Raw genomic sequence first — 19,565 nt, 5'->3', positions numbered from 1 at the left:
CGTACATCATTTTATTCGTTTCGCAATTTCACAAAAATATGCTTCGTGTTTTTATTGGCTGTTTCTCGGATATCGATTTCAAATTCGTCGGTGCTTTTGATGAGTGGTAAAAGTTTTTGAAACCCGTAATTTCTAGGATCAAAATCGCGTTGTTTTTTCTGCAAAAAGTTCCCCAATTCACCCAAGAATGTCCAGCCTGTATCATCTGCTAAATCACTCACACTTTTCTTCAGTAAGTTGACCAAACTCACATCCACTTTATTCATTGGTAGCGGTTCTTTTTCCTTCTTATTTAGCTTTTGTTTGGTTTCGGTTTTAGAAGGAATTGGTTTGGGCTTCAAAATTTCGATGTACACAAATTTATCGCACGCAGTAATAAAAGGAAGCGGTGTTTTCTTCTCGCCAATTCCCATTACTTTCTTACCTGATTCGCGTAAACGAGTAGCTAAACGTGTGAAATCGCTATCGGATGAAACAATGCAAAAACCATCTACTTGTTGGGAATACAAAATATCCATCGCATCGATGATTAGCGCACTATCACTCGAATTTTTTCCACTGGTATAGCTGTATTGTTGAATGGGAGTAATTGCATTTTCAAGAAGAACGCCTTTCCATCCATTTGCATTGGGCTTTGTCCAATCGGCATAAATTCGTTTAATGGTTGGAGTTCCTGTTTTAGCCACTTCTTCCAACATTTCTTTGATACTGGAATAGGGTACATTATCGGCATCAATTAAGACTGCCATTTTTTGTTCGTTCATTGTATTCATTTTAGGTATTCTGCTTCGTTGTTATTCTTAATCTTTAGAAAAACGAATTGAATAGTGTACAAGATAGGAAAAAGAAATATGAATTATCAATGAGTGAATTATCAAAGGGAAAACATTAGATTGGAGAATTGAAAAGATAGGATTCATTTTAAATGTTAAGAATTAGTACAAAAGTCGCTCTATAATCGGGTGAAATACGAAGGATCTTTTATGTTCATTAACTGTTAGTAAATCTGCGAAAAGACTCCAAATAGAACTAGAAGGAAGAAAACTGAATTTTTAACTTTACAACAAAACAACTCCGTAATGCCATTATTTCAAAAAACAGTTCTTAAAAAACACCTTTCCGAGATAAATAAAACCATCCTAATAGCAGGAACACCAACTAAATTTGTTGAAAAAAATTAATCAAAACGTGTATCTGCGAAGAAAAAGACACTTACTTTCAAAACTTGCATAAAGGCATAAAATAGAACAAAATTACAATGGCAAAACAAACGGCAAAAAACACCAAATCCATCGAAGAAACCCTTTGGGATTCAGCTAATAAACTACGTGGAACGGTAGAATCTTCTGAATACAAACACGTGGTGCTTGCGCTTATCTTCTTGAAGTTTACTTCCGATAAATTTGAAGAGCGCCGTCAGGAATTGGTTGCTGAAGGAAAAGACAAATACTTGGAGATGCCAGAATTCTACAACATGAAGAATGTGTTCTTCTTGGCAGAAGAAAGCCGTTGGAGTTACATCATTGCCAATGCAAAACAAAACGACATCTCTTTAAAGATCGATACCGCACTCCATACCGTAGAAAAAAACAATGCGTCATTAAAAGGTGCTTTGCCCGACAACTACTTCTCACGCTTAAACATGGACGTGAGCAAGTTGGCTGCCCTACTCGATACCATCAACAATATTGATACGCTCAAAGACAAACAACAAGACATTGTTGGGCGTGTGTACGAATACTTCCTCAGTAAATTCGCATTGGCAGAAGGAAAAGGAAAAGGTGAATTCTATACGCCAAAAAGTATTGTAAACCTGATTGCTGAAATGATTGAACCTTACAAAGGAGTGATCTATGACCCGGCTTGTGGTTCTGGTGGTATGTTCGTACAATCCATGAAATTTATTCAAAGCCATCATGGAAACACCAAAGACATTTCCATTTACGGACAAGAATACACGAACACGACTTACAAACTGGCAAAAATGAACCTGGCTATTCGTGGAATCTCGGCCAACCTAGGTGCTGTTGCTGCCGACACCTTTGCCAAAGACCAACACCCAGATTTGAAGGCCGATTTCATCATGGCGAATCCTCCGTTTAACCAAAAAGACTGGCGGGCAAGTGATGAATTAACAGATGATCCTCGTTGGAAAGGTTATGATCTACCCCCAACAAGTAATGCGAATTACGCTTGGATCTTGAACATGGCAAGTAAACTCTCTGAAAATGGAGTAGCTGGTTTTATCTTGGCAAACGGCGCCCTTTCTGGTGGTGGTGAAGAATACAAGATCCGCAAAAAGTTAATTGAGAATGGTGTTGTGGAGGCAGTAGTTATTTTGCCTAGAAGTATGTTTTACACCACAGATATTAGTGTAACGCTTTGGATTCTGAATAATAACAAAACAGAACGAGTTGTAAAACACCCGGATGAAACAAGAAATTACCGAAATCGGAAAGATGAAATCTTGTTCATGGATTTACGTGAAATAGGCGAACCTTTTGAAAAGAAGTTTACTCAATTTTCAGAAGACCATATCAAAGAAATTGCTGGAACATATCACACATGGCAACAAAAAAACTCCAACTACAAAGACATTCCTGAGTACTGTTATTCAGCAACTTTAGAAAATGTAAAATCTAAAGATTATTCTTTAGTTCCTAGTAAATACATCGAATTCGTCAATCGTGATGAAAACATTGATTTCGATGACAAAATGAAAAGTTTGCAAGCAGAATTTACCGAGTTATTAAAAGCAGAAGAAAGTTCTAAAAAGGATTTAATGAATGTGTTCAAAGAATTAGGATATGGGATCAAATTATAAAAAATTGGGTCCATATATTCAGATTGTAAATCAACGGAATAGCAGTTTGAGTGGACATAAATTACTGGGAGTAAGTATTAAGAAATGCTTTATGCCTTCAATTGCTAATATTATTGGAACAGACATGTCAACGTATAAGTTGATTCGAAAAAAACAGTTTGCATACGGCCCTGTAACTTCGAGAAATGGTGATAAAATTTCAATCGCAATTCTTGATGATCTTGACGAGGCAATAGTTTCTCAAGCCTACACAGTTTTTGAAATAAAAGATTTTAATGAATTGGATCCTGAATATTTGATGATGTGGTTTAGAAGACCTGAATTTGATCGCTATGCACGTTTTAAATCCCATGGGAGCGCACGTGAGATATTCGATTGGACTGAAATGAGTGAAACTGAACTTCCAGTTCCAAACATCGAAAAGCAACGCGAAATAGTTCGGGAATACAACACGATCGTAAACCGCATTTCATTGAATGAACAACTGATTCAAAAATTGGAAGAAACGGCGCAGGCTATTTACAAGCAATGGTTTGTGGAGTTTGAATTTCCGTATGAAAACGGAAAGCCGTATAAATCTTCTGGCGGCAAAATGGTATGGTGTGAGGAGTTGGAGAAGGAGATTCCACGGGGGTGGGAAGTGAAGACTTTAGATAATTTTTGTGAATGTCTTGATAATTTGAGAAAACCATTATCAGGAATTCAAAGAGGCACAAAAAAAGGAGTTTATCCATATTTCGGGGCAATGTCAATCATTGATTATATTGATTCATACATATATGACGGGGTGTTTCTATTGGTTTCTGAGGATGGTGCAAATGTTGTTGATGAATTTGGTCGACCTGCCACCCAATATGTCTGGGGTAAATTCTGGTTGAACAATCATGCGCATATATTAAAAGGAATTAATCCATACTCCACAGAATTTATAAAATTAGGTTTGTCATTTATCAATGCCTCACATTTAGTAACCGGAGCGGCACAACCAAAAATTAATCAGAATAATTTGATGTCAATAGAATTATTGAAGCCTGGCAAGTCCGTCCTTGTTGAATTTAATAAATTGATCAAACCATTATTTAATCAAATTATGTATTCAACAGATCAAACAAAATTATTGTTTCGCTTTAATGAATTACTTCTTTCCAAAATGACTAAAGTTGAAGAAACAATGTAAAAAGGATTGTCTATTTCTTTCTTTTAGAATGAAAGTACTTATCTAAAGCTTGATTAAATATCTTCTTTTCGTTTCGAACTTGTTTTATTATTGCCGGTTCATCCATTATTTCGGCTGCACGTTCAGCATATGTGAAATAGTTTCCTGAAGGTTTCTTTTTTGATTTATCCGAAATCATTTGAAACTCACCAGTATCTCGTTTTTCAAAACGGAGAAAATTCTTTTTTGCTGAATGATGATCCAAATCAACATTACGATAAATTCTATAGAGTTGTCTTTTGAATAAAATTGGTTTATCACCTTCTTTCTCCGCAATTTTCAACGCTAATTTTGATTTGTTTTTAACTGCATAAATCATGCGACGATAAAACTTCGAAATATTCGTTGATTTAATGAGAGTTTTTGTGCCATAAAACTCAAAGCCTAAATAGTTTAGCGGTTGATTTTTTATCCATTCCTCTCCACTTTTTTTAAATACCGAAATACCTGTGTTTGTATTTTGAAATCTAAACACTTCGGTTTTTTCAGTACTAATGATAACTTCTTGTCGTTTCATTTCCTCCGTCACAACCTGATTAACTAATTCCGTTTGTTCGGGACTACATATTACGATAATGTCATCAGAATACCTTCTGTAATAGCATCTTTTTTGGTCGACTAATTTTTGAATAATAGTTTTATCAAAATCCAAGAGATACAGATTAGCCAATAGTGCGGAAATCGGAAGACCTTGAGGAATACCGACTTGTTCACCTGCTTCATTCTTAAAGTTATTTTGGAAAATATGAATTTCACCTTTTTTTACACTCGTTCGAAAATCCTTCGGTGATTCAAAATAAGCTCTAAATCCGTTTTTGTTTCGGATTTCGGCTAGACGCTTTTCATCGTATTTTCTTTGTGGACCTTTACCTAATCTTTTTAAATCATTCTTGTATATAAAACTGAATTTTGTTGCTGCCTTAAATACATTCAAATGATCGGCTGGTAGATCTTTCTCGTTAATTAGTTCTGCCCATTTCTTATAAAGAAACCCATGATTCAAGGTAGAAAAGAAGCTTTTAATATCGAATGCCATAACAATGGTGTCACCAGAATCACATACTCTCATTTTTATTTCATCAAATACTTCCTTTGCAAAATGAATGTTTCCTTTGTTTTTGTCTGGTGTGTCATCTACTGGTATTTTACGATAAGCAGTTACACTTTTATCGAGTTCAAGATTCTTTTTTAATTGTTCATCATATTTTTCCTGCAATTTTTCGGCATAATATGCCATAATAAGTGCATCAAAATGATTAGCATAATGTAAAGGTCTTTTTTTTACATTTTTTTTAATCACCCCATTCTCATCAACAAAACTGTGTGCTCTTTTGGAAGTTTCATTCGGGATTTTCTTGAACTTTCGTTCATCTATAATAGTATGTAATAATGGATAAAATGCGTAATTGGCGACAAATTCCTTAGATTTCAACTTTGCTTCAATTTTACTATAATCTTTCCATGATCCACTAGTTTGCGGTGAAATGTGGTAATATCCTTTTATTTTAAACCAATCAGGTAGTTCCATAAAAAAATTAAAAAGCAGCCCTAGTAATGGATAACAGAAACATACATCTTACGATTCGAACCGGCACTCAAATTCTTGAGTCACTTTAATTTCAATATTCAAGATGGAATAAATAAATATATAATAAAGATGATAATAACCTTGATTAATACAATAATATCTATTATCTTGCAATGTCTGCTAAAGATTGGACTGAACGCTATTAAGGCGGTCATGTGCCAGACTTTATTGGACAATCTTTTTCCCTTAACAGGTACATGACCGAAGTCACCAATTGGTTCTTGCCAAGCGTTTCTTCCCGAGGGCTGCACTCAAATGTAAACATTTTAAGTTATATTTATTCTTTTAAAAATCTAACTTATGAAAATCACACTTGGGACTGTTGTTTCTTTAAAATCAAATAGCCTTATTCACATAGCTAATCATCATTTTCTAAGTCTTGGAGGAATAGAACATTTTACAACTCCTTTAATGGTTGTTATTGAAGTGTTATATGCTACTCAGGCTGAACTAGACGAAGAAACAGGTGAAGAGAAAATTCAACAGAAAGGAAAGAATAAATACAAATGCACTTATTTCTCAAATAAAACGATGAAATTTGAGGAAAACTGGTTTAGTGAAAATGAATTAAAAGTATACGGCGCTTCGGATCATACTGTTCACTTAAATGTCGACTCATTAAGTATTAAATGGGGTGATACAGTACGTTTTAAAACAGTAGATGAAGAGGCAAGGAAAACCAAATCATTTAATGATGGTGAAAAACAAAAAACAGGAAAGCCATTGTTAACCTTTACATCACCAGCACTGCAAGTGGCAGGATTTTCAGCTATTGACAAAAAAGAATCGTTAATTGATCCACATAACGGGCAAAAAAAACGTGAAAAATCAGAAAAACTGGTGAAGTGTAAGTTTTTCAACACCGAATTAGATAAGTTTTCAGAACAATTGATCCCAATAGAATGCCTTCAAAAAATTGACATTACTGAAATTGAATCACACCTCGAAATAATTTCAAAATTCATAATTTCAAAATCTTTAGTTATTATTGAATTGCAAGATGCAAAGTATTTTGGAAAACCACAGAGCGTGCATATTTTTGCCGGCCGTTATCAATTGATTTTTTGGAATGAGTTATTAAAAAAGAATGAATTTATTTGGATGGATTTAATCGTTGATTTCTTTGAAATCAATTTAGAAGACAGCAAATATTATCCAGGAATGCATGAGGTGGATGGAGAGCATAAAGTAATAGATTCTCCAAGCTTTATCAAATTGAACTCTGAAATTTTAAAAGATTCAAATATCAAAATTGTATATCGTAATTTGAAAGACCAAGTGATTTCGAGATATATACAAGTCAAAAAGGTTAGTAATCCAGTTGAAAATGAAGATCCAACTATATCCAAACAAACATATTACTTAAATGCTCATTGTTTTTATCGAGAAGCTGAAAGAGAATTTAGAAGTGATCGAATTCTGTCTATTCGCACAATTGAAGAGGTACAACTGAATACTTTTTTAAATTCCATTTACTTGTAACGAATGTTCTATAAACTTTTATGAAAGGATTTGAAGATTACATCCGCTTTTTCAATTCTTTGAAAATAGATTTGAAAGATGTAACAACGCTAGAGGAAAAACAGAATTTTCAAAAGGTAGTAATAGCCACTTATACTATAGAGAGCAAAAAATTTGAAACAAATAAACTGTATTACAAACGTGTCACCAATGCACGAAATGTAAAAAATGCGGTGTACCTCGATAGCTATTTTAATGATGAAGTCTATTGGTTAGATATTGATGAGCATGAATGGCCACAATCATCTGGCGAAACAGATATTGATGAATTAATCGTAAACGATATCACTCACAACCCTATTTTCAAAAATGAATTGCTGAAATTAGCAAACAATCAAGGTACTGGTTTCATTCAATTAATTTCAAAACAAGGTAGATCAAATCAATATTACCGCAATTTTGAAAATAACAATCACTGGCACGACATCATTTTACTGATAAAAGCTGTAATTGAAGGTGAAACAAATCTGAACCCTTTTCTGAAATCACTTGTGTTTAAATGGGACGGTAATAAGCATACAGAACGTTTACGCTCGTCACTTAGTCCACATTTTGGAAATAGAGCATTGTTACACCATTTAATCAATAATGTAAACAGGAAGAAATCAACTGTATTAAAAGAATTAATCATGCAAGAATATATTGACTTACTGAATTTCAAAAAACAAATCATTCTGCAAGGTCCTCCCGGAACGGGTAAAACAAGACTAGCGAAGGAACTAGCCAATATAAAATGTGGAATCACTGTTGAGTTTATTAAAGATAATTTGAAAGTTGGAGAAAAAATCGACAATGTTAGTGGGGCAAAAGATTATTATACGGTAAAGGCAATTGATACCAATACGGTTTCGTTGGTTTCTGAGAGAACAACCCAAGATTGGAAGCCAACTTACGTTGAAATCATTAAAAAATATAATCGACTGATAAGCGGTGAAGATGTGAAAAGTGCTAATGGTCTGAATCCTTATGATTTAGCAATAGCGAAACACTTTCTAAAAAAAGTAAGAGGTTCATCAAACAAAGAACAAATTAAATTAATTCAATTTCACCCAAGTTTTTCATATGAAGACTTTGTAAGAGGTATTGTATCGAAAACATCCAATATTGGAATTATTTATGAAGCCCAGAACAAGGTTTTAGCTGATTTTGCAAAAGCGGCTTTGGATAACTACCGTTTAAGCAAAACCGATAATACAGATGCAGTTATTGACAAGTGGGTAGAAGATACGTTCAATGAATATAAATATGACATTGAACAGGCTGTTGAAGAAAAAATGCTTTTAATTTCGGGTTCAATAGGCATATTTGAAGTACAACATGACTGTTTTAAATACGGTTTAGAGTGGCAAGTTCCGTCAAGAATCAACTTTGTAGACTTTAAGAAATTGATAAAATGGATTGTTGTTGGAGCACATGTTTTAGGTAATCCAATAGCAAAAGAATTATCTGTTCACGCGCATTACAGAAATCCATATTACAGCAGTTTACTAACTGATTTCTTTTCGAAATATCATTTTGAGAACACAGTTGAAAAGGTAGTTGAAAAGAATTATGTGCTGATAATCGATGAAATTAATAGGGCGAATCTTTCAACGGTACTTGGAGAATTAATTTATGCTCTCGAATATCGCGGTGAAGCGGTAGAAAGCATATATGAAATTGAAGGGTCTAACAAATTAATTCTTCCACCAAATCTATATATCATTGGAACAATGAATACTGCAGACCGCAGTGTTACACAAATTGATTATGCAATTAGAAGACGTTTTGCTTTTGTAGACATTTTACCTGAAGATATATCAAGTGATTTAGGTGATGACTTTAAGTCAGATTTATTTAAAAAAGTAGCAGCTCTGTTTGTCAAAGATTTCAGTGCTTCACTTGATTATTCTCGAGAAAAAGTAATAACGAATTCGGAACATTTATCATTTGAATTTAAACCAAAAGAAGTATGGTTAGGCCATTCCTATTTCATCCAGCACTACGAAATTGATCAATATGGTGAACAGGATAGAGATAATCCGTTTGACTTCAATTTGCGCTTAGATTATGAAATCAAACCCATTCTCCGTGAATATGTAAAGGATGGTATTTTAAAAGAGTCGGCTCTTGCAGAAATTGAAGCCTTATCATGCTCCGTTTAAGTGAACACCAAAAATATTATCCGTACAAAGAAGACCCCTACTTAGTACTGCAAGCGCATTTGAGTGATTGGTCTGTTCCTTGTCGTCCAATCTATTTTCGTGCAAATGAAAATAGCGTGTGTGTGCACGTGCAGCTCAATGTAAATCAAATACACATTGAAAACTCCTATTACATCGGTTTAGATTGGATTCGACCATGGAACATGCCAGTTTTGGTAGAGCCAAAAGTGAACAACGAGCAATACAAACTGAATCATCTACAGATGTTACTAGATGCACTTGAAGAACCTGAAAACTTGGATCATCTAGACGGCTTGATGGATGTCCGTTTTGAAGATGAATGGATTCCAGTTTCTGGCGAAAGTTCCATTGAGCTAACACCCTTTTTAATAGTGCAATTTTTAATGGCTGTAAGAGCCATTGTGAGGAAAGGTCTAAAAAAGGATTATTACCGAGTAAAAGAAAATCTAACCTCCAAGGTAAAAGGAAAAATACTTGTTGGTCAGCAAATTCGTCAAAATGTGGTTCGCAATAACTTGACAAAAACTGTTTGTGAATTTCAAGATTATGGATTAAATACAGAAACAAATCAATTTTTGAAATACGTGTTGCAATTTGTGCAAGTTAAGCTAGAAACAAGTTCATTTAGTAATGATAATTTAATTGAGACACTTCGTTTCAATTTAGGCGCTTTCAATCAAGTTTCCAATAAACCGTTTTATTCCTTTGAAAAAAAAGAAACCAATCCATTTTATCGCGAATACAATTTAGCCATTACTTTAGGAAATCAGTTGCTGAAATTAATGGATCATAATTTATCCAAAGCAAGTATTGAAATCCAAAAATATCCGCCACATTGGATAGACATGAGCAAGCTCTTTGAATTGTATGTGTTTAAAAAGCTACGCGAACAATTCACAGGAACGGATGAAGTAATGTACCATGAAAAAGTGCATTATCAAGAACCTGATTTTCTAATTCGTTCAGCGCATTTAAAAGCGGTTGTGGATGCAAAATACAAGCCACGTTATAAAAGTGGTAATCCTTCAATGGAAGATGCACGGCAACTTTCGGGTTATGCTCGTTTAACAAAAGTATACGAGAAATTAGCTGTCCCTGCCAATGAAATAATCCCCGTGTATATTGTTTACCCCAGTGCTCTGAAAGATTATTCAGTAGTGGTTGAAAACAGTAGTGAAGATGAAGTAGCTTTTGATCTTGAAACAACAAGTGATTCATTGACCTTATTTAAAGAAACGGCAAAGTACAGAAAGTCATCAGCGTATCAAAAAATGTATATGCAAGAATTGGATTTGAAAATAAAATGACTTTTGTAATAAGTTCAGTCGAAATATAAATTCTTACTTGAGGCTCTCCTTCAAATTCTTAAACGGCAAGCGTCCGCCTTTAGCGCGTACGTTTGAAATAAATGCATCGTATTGTTCTTCAGTCCAAAGTTTGGAGTTATAGGCTTCTTTGATCAAATCAAAAGTGGTGAGTAAATCCAGTGTGTGGCGTTTACAGTATTCGCCCACATCGCGTAAATTGCTTGAAACCACTATGTCCTTTGTGAATTTACAAAAACTCATGCAAGCGCTTTCTCCTGCTCCCATATCCATAACTGCAGATGTAAGGTGTGCATATTCCTTCATCATATCTGCATTTACCGGGAACTGAACAATTTCAATAAATTTTAATTGATGAATGGCACTATCAAGCATTGTTTTACTCAGCTTGTACTTTTCAACCTCCATGTAAACACGATCCAATACTATTTTTCTGTTAGATGGAAAAATGTTGCGCAAATCAGAGAATGATTCACCTTGTATAAAATGAATGAGTACATCGGCGTCAAAAACAAGAATTTGGTTAGGAGTAGGTGTTAGCATCTGTATCTATTTTTGCTCCAATAGAGGATAGATGTCAATTCCAATGTCGTCCATTAATTGTGCAAAATCTGCGAGCCCAATAATTTCTTGCTTATACAACAATTGCCCTTTTTCAAAATAATCAGATGAAATTACCTTCGGACTAGTGGCTTCATACAATTGGGTTTCAAAACCTAATCGTTCGGCAGACTCTTTCACCGTTTCAAAATAAGCTTTTTGTAAATCTGTTTGTTTATCAATTAATCCCAAGTTCACCAAACGATAAACCATTGCTTGCCGAGAGACTTGAAAATACTGCTCAAGTTTTACAATTTGTTCAATACCAATTTGTTTACTCAGAAAGTTTTGCATCAATAAAAGTTCCTTTATGCCTTCTTCTGGCATCAGTAGTTCACTAGCAAAAGCATCAGCCAGTTTTTCGTGTTCGTCTTTTACACGGTCTTCATTGCTTGCTATGATTTCAAACTGAAAATCTTTTTGTACGAATAAATGATACAATTCATGACAAATTGTAAAGTTTTGTCTGCCTTTAACGTGGTTACAATTGATTAATAAAAAGCCATTGTCCTCAAACTTTGCTGCCATTCCTGAAAAACTTTCAGACATTTTAGCAAAAACAGTTAATAAATCCAACTTAGCCAATAAAACATCCATACGCAGTGGCGCTGCCTGCCCTAGGTCAAATCTTCTTCGGAATTCAATTGCTGCATCTGCGGCTTTGTATTTGAGCTCGTTTTTATTCATTTAACACGAGCCATTAAGCGATTAACGCGTTGGTAATTTTTCACAATGCGTTTAAATCGTGCTATTTCATGTAAGTCTTCAGCAGCATAGTCATTTGCGCGGTATGCAATTCGAATTCCAACAGCGTTTTCAGTATTGAAAAAGTCGCTGAGTTCCACACCAAACAAATCTGCAGCTTTTTCTAACAAAAGAAGAGGGATTTCTCTGTTTTCATTTTCGTAGTAGGAAATTTCTTCTCTACTACAACCAAGATATTCCGCCATTTTTTGTTGCGTAAAACCCATTGTTTCACGCAGTTGTTTAAAGTTGGTGGCAATTAATTCTTGTGACATATGATTGAATTGTTGTGTTACAAAGTTATACTAATTTACAAAATAATTTAAATCGTGTAACATTTATTTTCAATCGTTCGTATCGAGAAAAAGCGTTAAATGTGCTTCTATTCCATATTTTTAGGTCTCTTCATCCAAAGAATTATTATTTTAACACTCTAAACTGTAATTACCAATTGGTAGAATGAAATTCACCGAGTCACAATTAGAACTAGCTATCATAGAACTCTTCCAATTAGAAGAAATTCCACATGTTGTTGGTTCCAGTATTCACCGCGAAGCATCAGAGGTTTTAATCAAAGAAGATTTGATTGCCTATTTATGCGCGAAGTATTCGGATGCGCTTTTAACAACTCAGGAAGCAGAAAGCATCATTCGCCAATTGGAAAGCTATCCAGCATCTGATCTTTACGAAAGTAACAAAACACTCATGAAACTCATTTCAGATGGGTTTTCTTTTAAACGAGAAGATAGGAGTCAAAAAGACATTTGGGTGTATTTGATTGATTATATGACTGTTGGGAACAATACCATCAAATTTGTCAATCAATTAGAAATTGTAGGTTACCACAACCGCATTCCAGACGGAATTGTGTACATCAATGGTATTCCAATGGTGGTGCTAGAATTTAAAACAGCCATCAATGAAAATACAACCATTTTTGATGCATACAAACAACTCACCGTCCGTTATAAGCGTGATATACCAGAATTGTTTAAGTACAATGCTTTTTGTGTAATTAGTGATGGCGTAAACAACAAGGCAGGTTCGTTTTTTGCACCGTATGAATTTTTCTATGCGTGGCGTAAGATTGAAGGACTAGACATTGAAGTAGATGGCATTTCTTCCTTGTATACCCTACTTCAAGGCATGTTCAACAAAAAAAGGTTATGTGATATTATTTGCAATTTCATTTACCTTCCAGATTCTTCCAAACGTGATGAAAAAATAGTTTGCCGTTACCCGCAATATTACGCAGCACGTAAATTATTTGAGAATATAAAAACCCACCAACGTCCAAATGGCGACGGAAAAGGTGGTACCTATTTTGGTGCAACTGGTTGCGGAAAAAGCTACACCATGTTGTACCTGTCGCGTTTATTAATGAAAAATGCGGCTTTTCAGAATCCAACCTTAATAATCATTACAGACCGCACCGATTTAGACGATCAACTTTCAGGTCAATTTACCAATGCAAAAGGCTTTTTAGGGGATCAGAATGTAATTAGTGTAGAAAGCAGAAGCGATTTACGAGCGCATTTATCGGGAAGGAAAAGCGGTGGAGTGTTTCTAACCACCATTCATAAATTTACAGAAGACACCGAATTATTGACAGACCGCACCAATGTCATTTGTATTTCGGATGAAGCGCATAGAAGTCAAACCAATTTGGATCAAAAACTAGTTATTACAGAACAAGGCGTGAAGAAAACCTTTGGTTTTGCAAAATATTTACATGAGTCATTGCCAAATGCGACCTATGTTGGTTTTACGGGTACTCCTGTAGATGCAACGCTTGATGTTTTCGGAGAAATCGTTGATTCTTATACTATGACGGAATCGGTTCAAGATGAAATCACAGTACGCTTAGTGTATGAAGGTCGTGCTTCTAAAGTGGTGCTTGAAAGTAAAAAAGTGTATGAAATAGAAGAATATTATAACAATTGTGTAGCAGAAGGCGCATCCGAATATCAGGTGGATGAAAGTAAAAAAGCCACTGCAAGCATGAATACAATCATTGGTGACCCGAAACGAATCCATTCGATTGCGGAGGATTTTGTTACCCATTATGAGAATCGTGTAAATGAAGGGTCAACTATTTTAGGAAAAGCCATGTTTGTGTGTAGCAGTAGAGAAATTGCATGGCAATTATACCAAGAACTGGTTACGCTGCGTCCGGAGTGGAATGTGGTTAAAATTGCAGACGAAGGTGCAGAATTATCGGAAAGAGAGCAGAAAGAAATAAAACCAATGGAACGGGTAAAAATGATAATGACCCGTGGGCAAGACGATGAAAAAGAATTGTATGACTTATTAGGTTCCAAAGAATACCGTAAAGAGTTAGATCGTCAATTTAAGAATGCAAAATCAAACTTTAAAATTGCCATAGTAGTTGATATGTGGCTTACTGGCTTCGATGTGCCTTTCCTAGATACCATTTACATAGATAAGCCTTTGCAAAAACATAACCTTATTCAAACTATTTCTCGTGTAAATAGAAAATTTGAAGGGAAAGAAAAAGGCTTAGTGGTTGATTATATTGGAATCAAACGCGAAATGAATTTGGCATTGGCAATGTACAGCAAACAAGATGGAACCAATTTTGAAGATATTGCCCAATCTGTGGTAATTGTAAAAGACCAATTAGAATTGTTAGCCAATTTGTTTCACACATTCGATTCATCCGGCTATTTTTCGGGTACACCAATTTCACAATTAGAAACATTAAATAAAGCTGCTGAATTTGTGCTGGTTACACGCAACCAAGAAAAGCGCTTTATGGATATTGTGAAACGTTTAAAATCCGGCTACGATATTTGTTCAGGAGCAAATGAGTTTTCAGATACACAACGCGATCATATTCATTTTTATTTAGCTGTTCGTTCCATTGTCTTTAAACTCACGAAAGGAAATGCTCCAGATACAGAGCAAATGAACCGAAAAGTCCGCGAAATGATCAAAGATGCCATTCAAAGCGATGGTGTAGAAGAGATTTTTAAACTCGGAGAAGATACAGCCAGCGAAATTGACTTGTTTGATGATGATTATTTGAATAAAATCAACAAAATAAAGTTGCCACATACAAAGATAAAATTGCTGCAACAACTATTGCAACAGGCAATTGGGCAACTTTCTAAAGTGAATAAAATTCAAGGAATAAATTTTTCAGATAAATTAAAATTTATTGTAGATAAATACAACGAACGTAAAGAAAACGACGTACTTCAAAGTCAAGTCTTAGAAGATTTTACAGATGAAATTATCGGTTTATATTATGCCATGAAAGAAGAAAAAGATTCCTTTAAAGACTTAGGTATAGACTTCGAAGAAAAGGCATTCTACGATATTTTAAAAGCATTAGCCAACAAATATGATTTCTCTTACCCTGAAGACAAGCTCATTCACCTTTCAAAGAAAGTGAAAACGGTTGTTGATGATTTGGCAAAATACACCGATTGGTCAAAGCGAGATGATATTCGGGCAGAACTAAAAGTAGATCTTATCATTCTACTCGCAGAAAACGATTATCCACCAGTTGATAGAGACGAAGTTTACAAAGAGATATTTGAACAAGCAGAGAACTTTAAGAAGAATAGGTAAAGCAGTATAGTTTTTGAATAGAAGTAAACTATACAGTTTGATTAGAATTGTCTTTTTAACAACATATTGCAAGAAACTCCCTCAATGAATATTCCTTGAGTTTTTGATTTGATATCAAGTAACGCTTGAAATTATTTGAATAACACGAATTACTTCATTTTCCCTTTTTCCTTTAAGAGCAATTCAAACTCCATTCGATCTTCTGGAGTTTTAAAACAGCTTTTAGGAATCCAAAAGGTTTGTTTAGTCTTCAATCGAACATGATACTGTTTCTTGGAAGAAACTACTTTATCCATATCAACAAAGAAAAACACACCTTCGCTTCCTGTTTCATCTTTTATTTCTATACAATGTTCAAATAGCATCAAAATTCTCTTGCTTTTAAATATTGGATTATTTTTAAACCCACTAATAAAGAAATGGCGTGCAATAAGCATTACCGCAACCAAAAATAAAGGGTATATAAAATGGGATACGCATGGATTGACAATTATATCATAAATCATTTTTCCAATCAGAAGACCGAAAAATGGATATACTACAAACCAATATTTCTTGACAGCTTCTTTCATAAACAAGAATTCAAACTGCAGGGCACTTTGCTTATAGGGATTACTTGATAATTTAGGTTCCATGGCACAAATATGTCAAAAATAAAATAGAACGAAAATTCAAACACTTTCAGAACCGATCAATAAATTTAAGAATTCGTGAAATTACAACCTATTTTTTGATCATCTTGACTAATGAAACAACTCAACACCTGATTCATTATAAGCAATATCATAACTGCTATTCTTTTGTACTAGATTTTAGTTGTCAGCAAGACCTTTTTTAGAAATTATTTTTCAAATTACAATATCCTCATTTTTTTGAACCCATTTTTTTCATTATCTTAAATAGATGAGACATCGAAAATTAAATCGTCTGAATGGTTTCGACTATTCTAAAGATAATACCTACTTCATTACATCCTGTGTACAAAACAAATATCCGCTTTTGGGAAAAATTATTGGTGAGGAAATGCAATTAAATGAATTAGGGAAAATTATTGAACGACAATGGTATTGGCTCGAAGAACAATATTCATATGTAAAATTGCATGCGTTTGTAGTAATGCCAGATCATATTCATGGGTTAATCGAAATTGATAGAAATCTTAAAATTGAAGAAAACCAGAAAATAAAATCCATCTCACAATTAATTGGAGCGTTTAAAACAAACTCATCAAAAGAAATTCATCTTAAATGGGATGAATCATTCGCGTGGCAACGTTCATTTCACGATCGCATTGTACGTGATGAAAATGAATATCAAAGAATATTCAAATACATTGTTGAAAATCCAATAAAATGGGCGCAAAACATACAGGAAAACATGTAGGGGTAGCTCGCGAGCTACCCCTACATGTTTCATTTCCTAGACATTCCCCTACCTCAACTGCTTCCAATTCTTATCCAACAAGCATTCAATCACTACATCTCCAGATTTATTTACCCGAAACTGCGCATATTCTGCTTGATCGAAATGTTTGCTTCTCCCCTCTTGAAACAAGTATTCATTGGGTTGGATTTCGTAATTGAAATACGTGTTTTTACAAGGCAATTCGAATTCTCCTTTAGCTAAAGGTTTTTTGTTCTTTATTCGGACAAAAACAGCCAAACTATCCTGCATTTTCACCACCACTTTTCTGCGAAGTGGTCCATCATAAGGCCTCGAACCCATAATGTTTATGTTTTCGAAATCGAAAGAGTTGGTAGAAATATCATTGTTAATGGCATAATTCAAAGTCATGTAATCTCCCATCATAAATGAACGTGGGTCAACAGGTTGCAGCTTCAACACCAAAATCTCACCATTTTTAATGAGTTCTTCTTTCTGGAATACCATCCATCCAAAAACACCGAAAACCAACATCATATTGGCTATAATTAAATTTCTCTTCCAATTAATCATGACGCTTTTTTTTTAAAGATTAACACCAAATAAAGTCCTAGATACAATGCTCCTAACCCCATAAACAAAAGTGATTTATGCATCAAGCTCCAATCCAACTCGTAGTAAAAATGAATCACTGCATAGATTAATCCGAGCGCACTTGTGACGATTCCAAAAATGGAACGAGTAAAGAGAAATGCTAAAAATGCCAGCAAGAAAAAGGCGATTTTCACACTAAAAACCCCTAGAAGAAATAAACTCAACGGTAAAAAAACAACCACCCAAAGTGGAATATTTCGATCCTTCATTCGTCGGTATTGCCACACAAACAAGGCAAAAGCCAAAAGAAGCAATTCCACATACATTGCCCGATTATACCACAAAGGCTCTTGAAAAGTCCCCCTCCAATGATTCCAATTGATGAAACCAAGTACGTAATAGCTTGTGAGAGCTACAAAAATTCCGTTTTTCAAATAATTGAAGAAATAGGACCATTTGATGAAATGAACCAAAACTGCTTCTTCGAAATAAATCAGCAGTGCTAGAATCAATGTGAAGAGCATCACGATCAACTTGAACGTATAATACGGAAATTGATACTCATCAATCAGCCAATTCATTTGCCAAAAAAGACCTACAATCCCCAAGATTGTTAGTAGGTTTTTTCTCGAAACAAGAATCAAAATAATCAATAGAAATACACTAATCAATCCTACATGCGAGTCTTTCCAATGTAAGGAGTATAAAAAAGCATTGAATGAGAAAAATCCAAATACACCAGCTCCAGCAGCCATTGCGTCTACTAATCGCTGATTGACAAAAATATGAAGCAAAATACATGCGCCAAGTAGAAGAATACTCCAAATGAGAAAAAATCCAGAAGAAGGATTATCTATTATTTGAAAAGTTGCACCTGTGAAAAGCCCCAATGTCAAGAGTGCTCCAATGAACACCAAATATTCGAGTGCTCGGATTCCAAAATGTGAGGCATGGTAATTCACCTCTTTCAGTGCTGCAGCCTCATCAATAGTTGCTTCCGGAAAAAGCGTTTTCCAACTGTCTTTTAACAAGTTTATCTTATGCTTTTCCATTCTTCCAAGAATTTCGTAAATAAATCAAAAAGAACACACTTCCTACTAAAGACCCTAAGGTTAGGAAAGCAGGTAAAAACAAATTATCGTCATAGCGAGTGATTACTTTCGCATTCATTACAATAATCAACGAGAGGGAAATATGCGCAATCGGAACTAACCATTTCTTATAAATTGCCAAACAAAAAAGAGCTACTTCGCAACAGATAAATAATGAAAATTCAAACCACTCAAATTTGGCAAAGAAAGAATCATTCGTAATCATGACCGAAGTTCTAGCGGTACTGAAAACAATTGCTGGAGTGAGTAAAGTCAACAAATACCAATAAGGAAATGACTTATTTGGTTTCCACTCATTCCACAAAACTGTTAATGCAACTACTCCAAAAAGATAGACATACACTGCAAAAAAATTATTGAAATAATCATAAAGCGCAGTGCAAAGCAGCAAGTGAAACAAAATCCACAAGGGTGTAAAATGCATCACAAAAACCCAAACAACAATCAGCACCAACCAAAGAGCGATAAACTGATAAGTAAAAGCTCCTGTTTGATAAACTTGTCCAAACACAGCAAACAAAACACCAACCAATACCGAACTAATTGTAACCAGAAGTTGTTTCGTCAACAATGGTACTTTCGGTAAAAAACTTGGAATTAAAAATCCGAGTAAGAAGATTAAAACGGTGGTAAATTTCCATGTAGGGGTTATATCTCGCCAATTAAATGCGAAGAAGAAAATGAATCCAAACGCCAGAAGACTAATTCCTCCTACTAAAAGTATCCATTGCAAAAATTGATTATACTCTGTAGGTTGGATTAAAATTTGATCGCGGAAACCCTCTTGTTTCTGTTCCGGACTTAAATCAGCATGATTAGCAAGTGCTGTTAATTCCGTTCGAGACAAACGCTTTTCGTGTTGTTCCATAGGTTATTTTGTATTCGTTGAGTGATCT

The 19,565-nt window shown here is 34.6% G+C and carries 16 protein-coding genes; 7 read left to right on the top strand and 9 right to left on the bottom strand.

Features of this window, described 5'->3' with window-relative positions:
- Positions 1-11: 11 nt before the first annotated feature.
- Positions 12-764, bottom strand: a complete 753-nt coding sequence (locus FLUTA_RS14030) for an NYN domain-containing protein (protein WP_013687548.1) — start codon at positions 762-764, stop codon at positions 12-14.
- Between the two features lie 494 nt (positions 765-1,258).
- Between FLUTA_RS14030 and FLUTA_RS14025 the strand changes: the two genes are divergently transcribed.
- The gene (locus FLUTA_RS14025; RefSeq protein WP_013687547.1) at positions 1,259-2,824 is read left to right on the top strand and encodes a type I restriction-modification system subunit M; all 1,566 of its coding nucleotides are present in this window, start codon (positions 1,259-1,261) and stop codon (positions 2,822-2,824) included.
- Complete coding sequence (locus tag FLUTA_RS21185; RefSeq protein ID WP_013687546.1) at positions 2,808-4,001, top strand: restriction endonuclease subunit S; 1,194 nt, start codon at positions 2,808-2,810, stop codon at positions 3,999-4,001. The genes FLUTA_RS14025 and FLUTA_RS21185 overlap by 17 nt, the downstream gene beginning before the upstream one ends.
- A gap of 10 nt (positions 4,002-4,011) precedes the next feature.
- Here FLUTA_RS21185 and FLUTA_RS14015 read toward each other — a convergent pair whose 3' ends face one another.
- The gene (locus tag FLUTA_RS14015) at positions 4,012-5,568 is read right to left on the bottom strand and encodes a reverse transcriptase domain-containing protein (RefSeq protein ID WP_013687545.1); all 1,557 of its coding nucleotides are present in this window, start codon (positions 5,566-5,568) and stop codon (positions 4,012-4,014) included.
- Positions 5,569-5,928: 360 nt separating this feature from the next.
- Between FLUTA_RS14015 and FLUTA_RS14010 the strand changes: the two genes are divergently transcribed.
- From FLUTA_RS14010 to FLUTA_RS14000, 3 genes are read left to right on the top strand one after another with little or no spacing between them, the layout of a single operon-like run.
- Positions 5,929-7,110 carry a WYL domain-containing protein gene (locus tag FLUTA_RS14010; RefSeq protein WP_013687544.1) on the top strand — a complete coding sequence of 394 codons (1,182 nt, stop codon included), beginning with the start codon at positions 5,929-5,931 and terminating at the stop codon, positions 7,108-7,110.
- A 20-nt stretch (positions 7,111-7,130) separates the two neighbouring features.
- A complete protein-coding gene (locus FLUTA_RS21745) occupies positions 7,131-9,293 on the top strand; it encodes an AAA family ATPase (RefSeq protein WP_013687543.1) in 2,163 nt (720 codons plus the stop codon).
- The gene (locus FLUTA_RS14000) at positions 9,281-10,621 is read left to right on the top strand and encodes a 5-methylcytosine restriction system specificity protein McrC (protein ID WP_013687542.1); all 1,341 of its coding nucleotides are present in this window, start codon (positions 9,281-9,283) and stop codon (positions 10,619-10,621) included. The genes FLUTA_RS21745 and FLUTA_RS14000 overlap by 13 nt, the downstream gene beginning before the upstream one ends.
- Before the next feature lie 33 nt (positions 10,622-10,654).
- Here the strand turns inward: FLUTA_RS14000 and FLUTA_RS13995 are convergent, their stop codons facing one another.
- The 3 genes from FLUTA_RS13995 to FLUTA_RS13985 are packed head-to-tail and all read right to left on the bottom strand — an operon-like array spanning position 10,655 to position 12,258.
- On the bottom strand, positions 10,655-11,182 hold the full coding sequence (locus FLUTA_RS13995) for a hypothetical protein (RefSeq protein WP_013687541.1): 528 nt from the start codon (positions 11,180-11,182) through the stop codon (positions 10,655-10,657).
- A gap of 6 nt (positions 11,183-11,188) precedes the next feature.
- Positions 11,189-11,926, bottom strand: coding sequence for an ImmA/IrrE family metallo-endopeptidase (locus FLUTA_RS13990; protein ID WP_013687540.1), 738 nt, complete (start codon positions 11,924-11,926; stop codon positions 11,189-11,191).
- A complete protein-coding gene (locus FLUTA_RS13985; RefSeq protein ID WP_013687539.1) occupies positions 11,923-12,258 on the bottom strand; it encodes a helix-turn-helix domain-containing protein in 336 nt (111 codons plus the stop codon). The genes FLUTA_RS13990 and FLUTA_RS13985 overlap by 4 nt, the downstream gene beginning before the upstream one ends.
- Before the next feature lie 184 nt (positions 12,259-12,442).
- Here FLUTA_RS13985 and FLUTA_RS13980 point away from each other — a divergent pair, with 184 nt between their 5' ends.
- A complete protein-coding gene (locus tag FLUTA_RS13980; RefSeq protein WP_013687538.1) occupies positions 12,443-15,580 on the top strand; it encodes a type I restriction endonuclease subunit R in 3,138 nt (1,045 codons plus the stop codon).
- A gap of 149 nt (positions 15,581-15,729) precedes the next feature.
- Here the strand turns inward: FLUTA_RS13980 and FLUTA_RS13975 are convergent, their stop codons facing one another.
- The gene (locus FLUTA_RS13975) at positions 15,730-16,215 is read right to left on the bottom strand and encodes a hypothetical protein (RefSeq protein WP_013687537.1); all 486 of its coding nucleotides are present in this window, start codon (positions 16,213-16,215) and stop codon (positions 15,730-15,732) included.
- A gap of 268 nt (positions 16,216-16,483) precedes the next feature.
- Between FLUTA_RS13975 and FLUTA_RS13970 the strand changes: the two genes are divergently transcribed.
- Positions 16,484-16,963, top strand: coding sequence for a transposase (locus FLUTA_RS13970; protein ID WP_013687536.1), 480 nt, complete (start codon positions 16,484-16,486; stop codon positions 16,961-16,963).
- 48 nt (positions 16,964-17,011) lie between these two features.
- On the opposite strand, the gene FLUTA_RS13965 is transcribed toward FLUTA_RS13970, so the two are convergent.
- Genes FLUTA_RS13965 through FLUTA_RS13955 form a run of 3 tightly spaced genes read right to left on the bottom strand, consistent with a single transcriptional unit; the run spans position 17,012 to position 19,537 of the window.
- Positions 17,012-17,536 (bottom strand): GDYXXLXY domain-containing protein, encoded by a 525-nt coding sequence (locus FLUTA_RS13965; protein WP_013687535.1) that lies wholly within the window; start codon positions 17,534-17,536, stop codon positions 17,012-17,014.
- Positions 17,533-18,609, bottom strand: coding sequence for a DUF4401 domain-containing protein (locus FLUTA_RS13960; RefSeq protein ID WP_013687534.1), 1,077 nt, complete (start codon positions 18,607-18,609; stop codon positions 17,533-17,535). The genes FLUTA_RS13965 and FLUTA_RS13960 overlap by 4 nt, the downstream gene beginning before the upstream one ends.
- Positions 18,596-19,537 carry a DUF2157 domain-containing protein gene (locus FLUTA_RS13955; RefSeq protein ID WP_013687533.1) on the bottom strand — a complete coding sequence of 314 codons (942 nt, stop codon included), beginning with the start codon at positions 19,535-19,537 and terminating at the stop codon, positions 18,596-18,598. Before FLUTA_RS13955 ends, FLUTA_RS13960 begins: the two co-directional genes overlap by 14 nt.
- Positions 19,538-19,565 lie beyond the last annotated feature (28 nt).

Origin of the sequence: Fluviicola taffensis DSM 16823, assembly GCF_000194605.1 — a bacterium.
GTDB classification, from domain to species: Bacteria; Bacteroidota; Bacteroidia; order Flavobacteriales_D; family Crocinitomicaceae; genus Fluviicola; species Fluviicola taffensis.
This window is presented reverse-complemented; position numbering and strand designations above follow the sequence as displayed.

Bases quoted from the DNA above. Each gene is read 5' to 3' on its own strand.
- FLUTA_RS14030 (WP_013687548.1), bottom strand. From the start codon at position 764: ATGAACGAACAAAAAATGGCAGTCTTAATTGATGCCGATAATGTACCC.
- FLUTA_RS14025 (WP_013687547.1), top strand. From the start codon at position 1,259: ATGGCAAAACAAACGGCAAAAAACACCAAATCCATCGAAGAAACCCTT.
- FLUTA_RS21185 (WP_013687546.1), top strand. From the start codon at position 2,808: ATGGGATCAAATTATAAAAAATTGGGTCCATATATTCAGATTGTAAAT.
- FLUTA_RS14015 (WP_013687545.1), bottom strand. From the start codon at position 5,568: ATGGAACTACCTGATTGGTTTAAAATAAAAGGATATTACCACATTTCA.
- FLUTA_RS14010 (WP_013687544.1), top strand. From the start codon at position 5,929: ATGAAAATCACACTTGGGACTGTTGTTTCTTTAAAATCAAATAGCCTT.
- FLUTA_RS21745 (WP_013687543.1), top strand. From the start codon at position 7,131: ATGAAAGGATTTGAAGATTACATCCGCTTTTTCAATTCTTTGAAAATA.
- FLUTA_RS14000 (WP_013687542.1), top strand. From the start codon at position 9,281: ATGCTCCGTTTAAGTGAACACCAAAAATATTATCCGTACAAAGAAGAC.
- FLUTA_RS13995 (WP_013687541.1), bottom strand. From the start codon at position 11,182: ATGCTAACACCTACTCCTAACCAAATTCTTGTTTTTGACGCCGATGTA.
- FLUTA_RS13990 (WP_013687540.1), bottom strand. From the start codon at position 11,926: ATGAATAAAAACGAGCTCAAATACAAAGCCGCAGATGCAGCAATTGAA.
- FLUTA_RS13985 (WP_013687539.1), bottom strand. From the start codon at position 12,258: ATGTCACAAGAATTAATTGCCACCAACTTTAAACAACTGCGTGAAACA.
- FLUTA_RS13980 (WP_013687538.1), top strand. From the start codon at position 12,443: ATGAAATTCACCGAGTCACAATTAGAACTAGCTATCATAGAACTCTTC.
- FLUTA_RS13975 (WP_013687537.1), bottom strand. From the start codon at position 16,215: ATGGAACCTAAATTATCAAGTAATCCCTATAAGCAAAGTGCCCTGCAG.
- FLUTA_RS13970 (WP_013687536.1), top strand. From the start codon at position 16,484: ATGAGACATCGAAAATTAAATCGTCTGAATGGTTTCGACTATTCTAAA.
- FLUTA_RS13965 (WP_013687535.1), bottom strand. From the start codon at position 17,536: ATGATTAATTGGAAGAGAAATTTAATTATAGCCAATATGATGTTGGTT.
- FLUTA_RS13960 (WP_013687534.1), bottom strand. From the start codon at position 18,609: ATGGAAAAGCATAAGATAAACTTGTTAAAAGACAGTTGGAAAACGCTT.
- FLUTA_RS13955 (WP_013687533.1), bottom strand. From the start codon at position 19,537: ATGGAACAACACGAAAAGCGTTTGTCTCGAACGGAATTAACAGCACTT.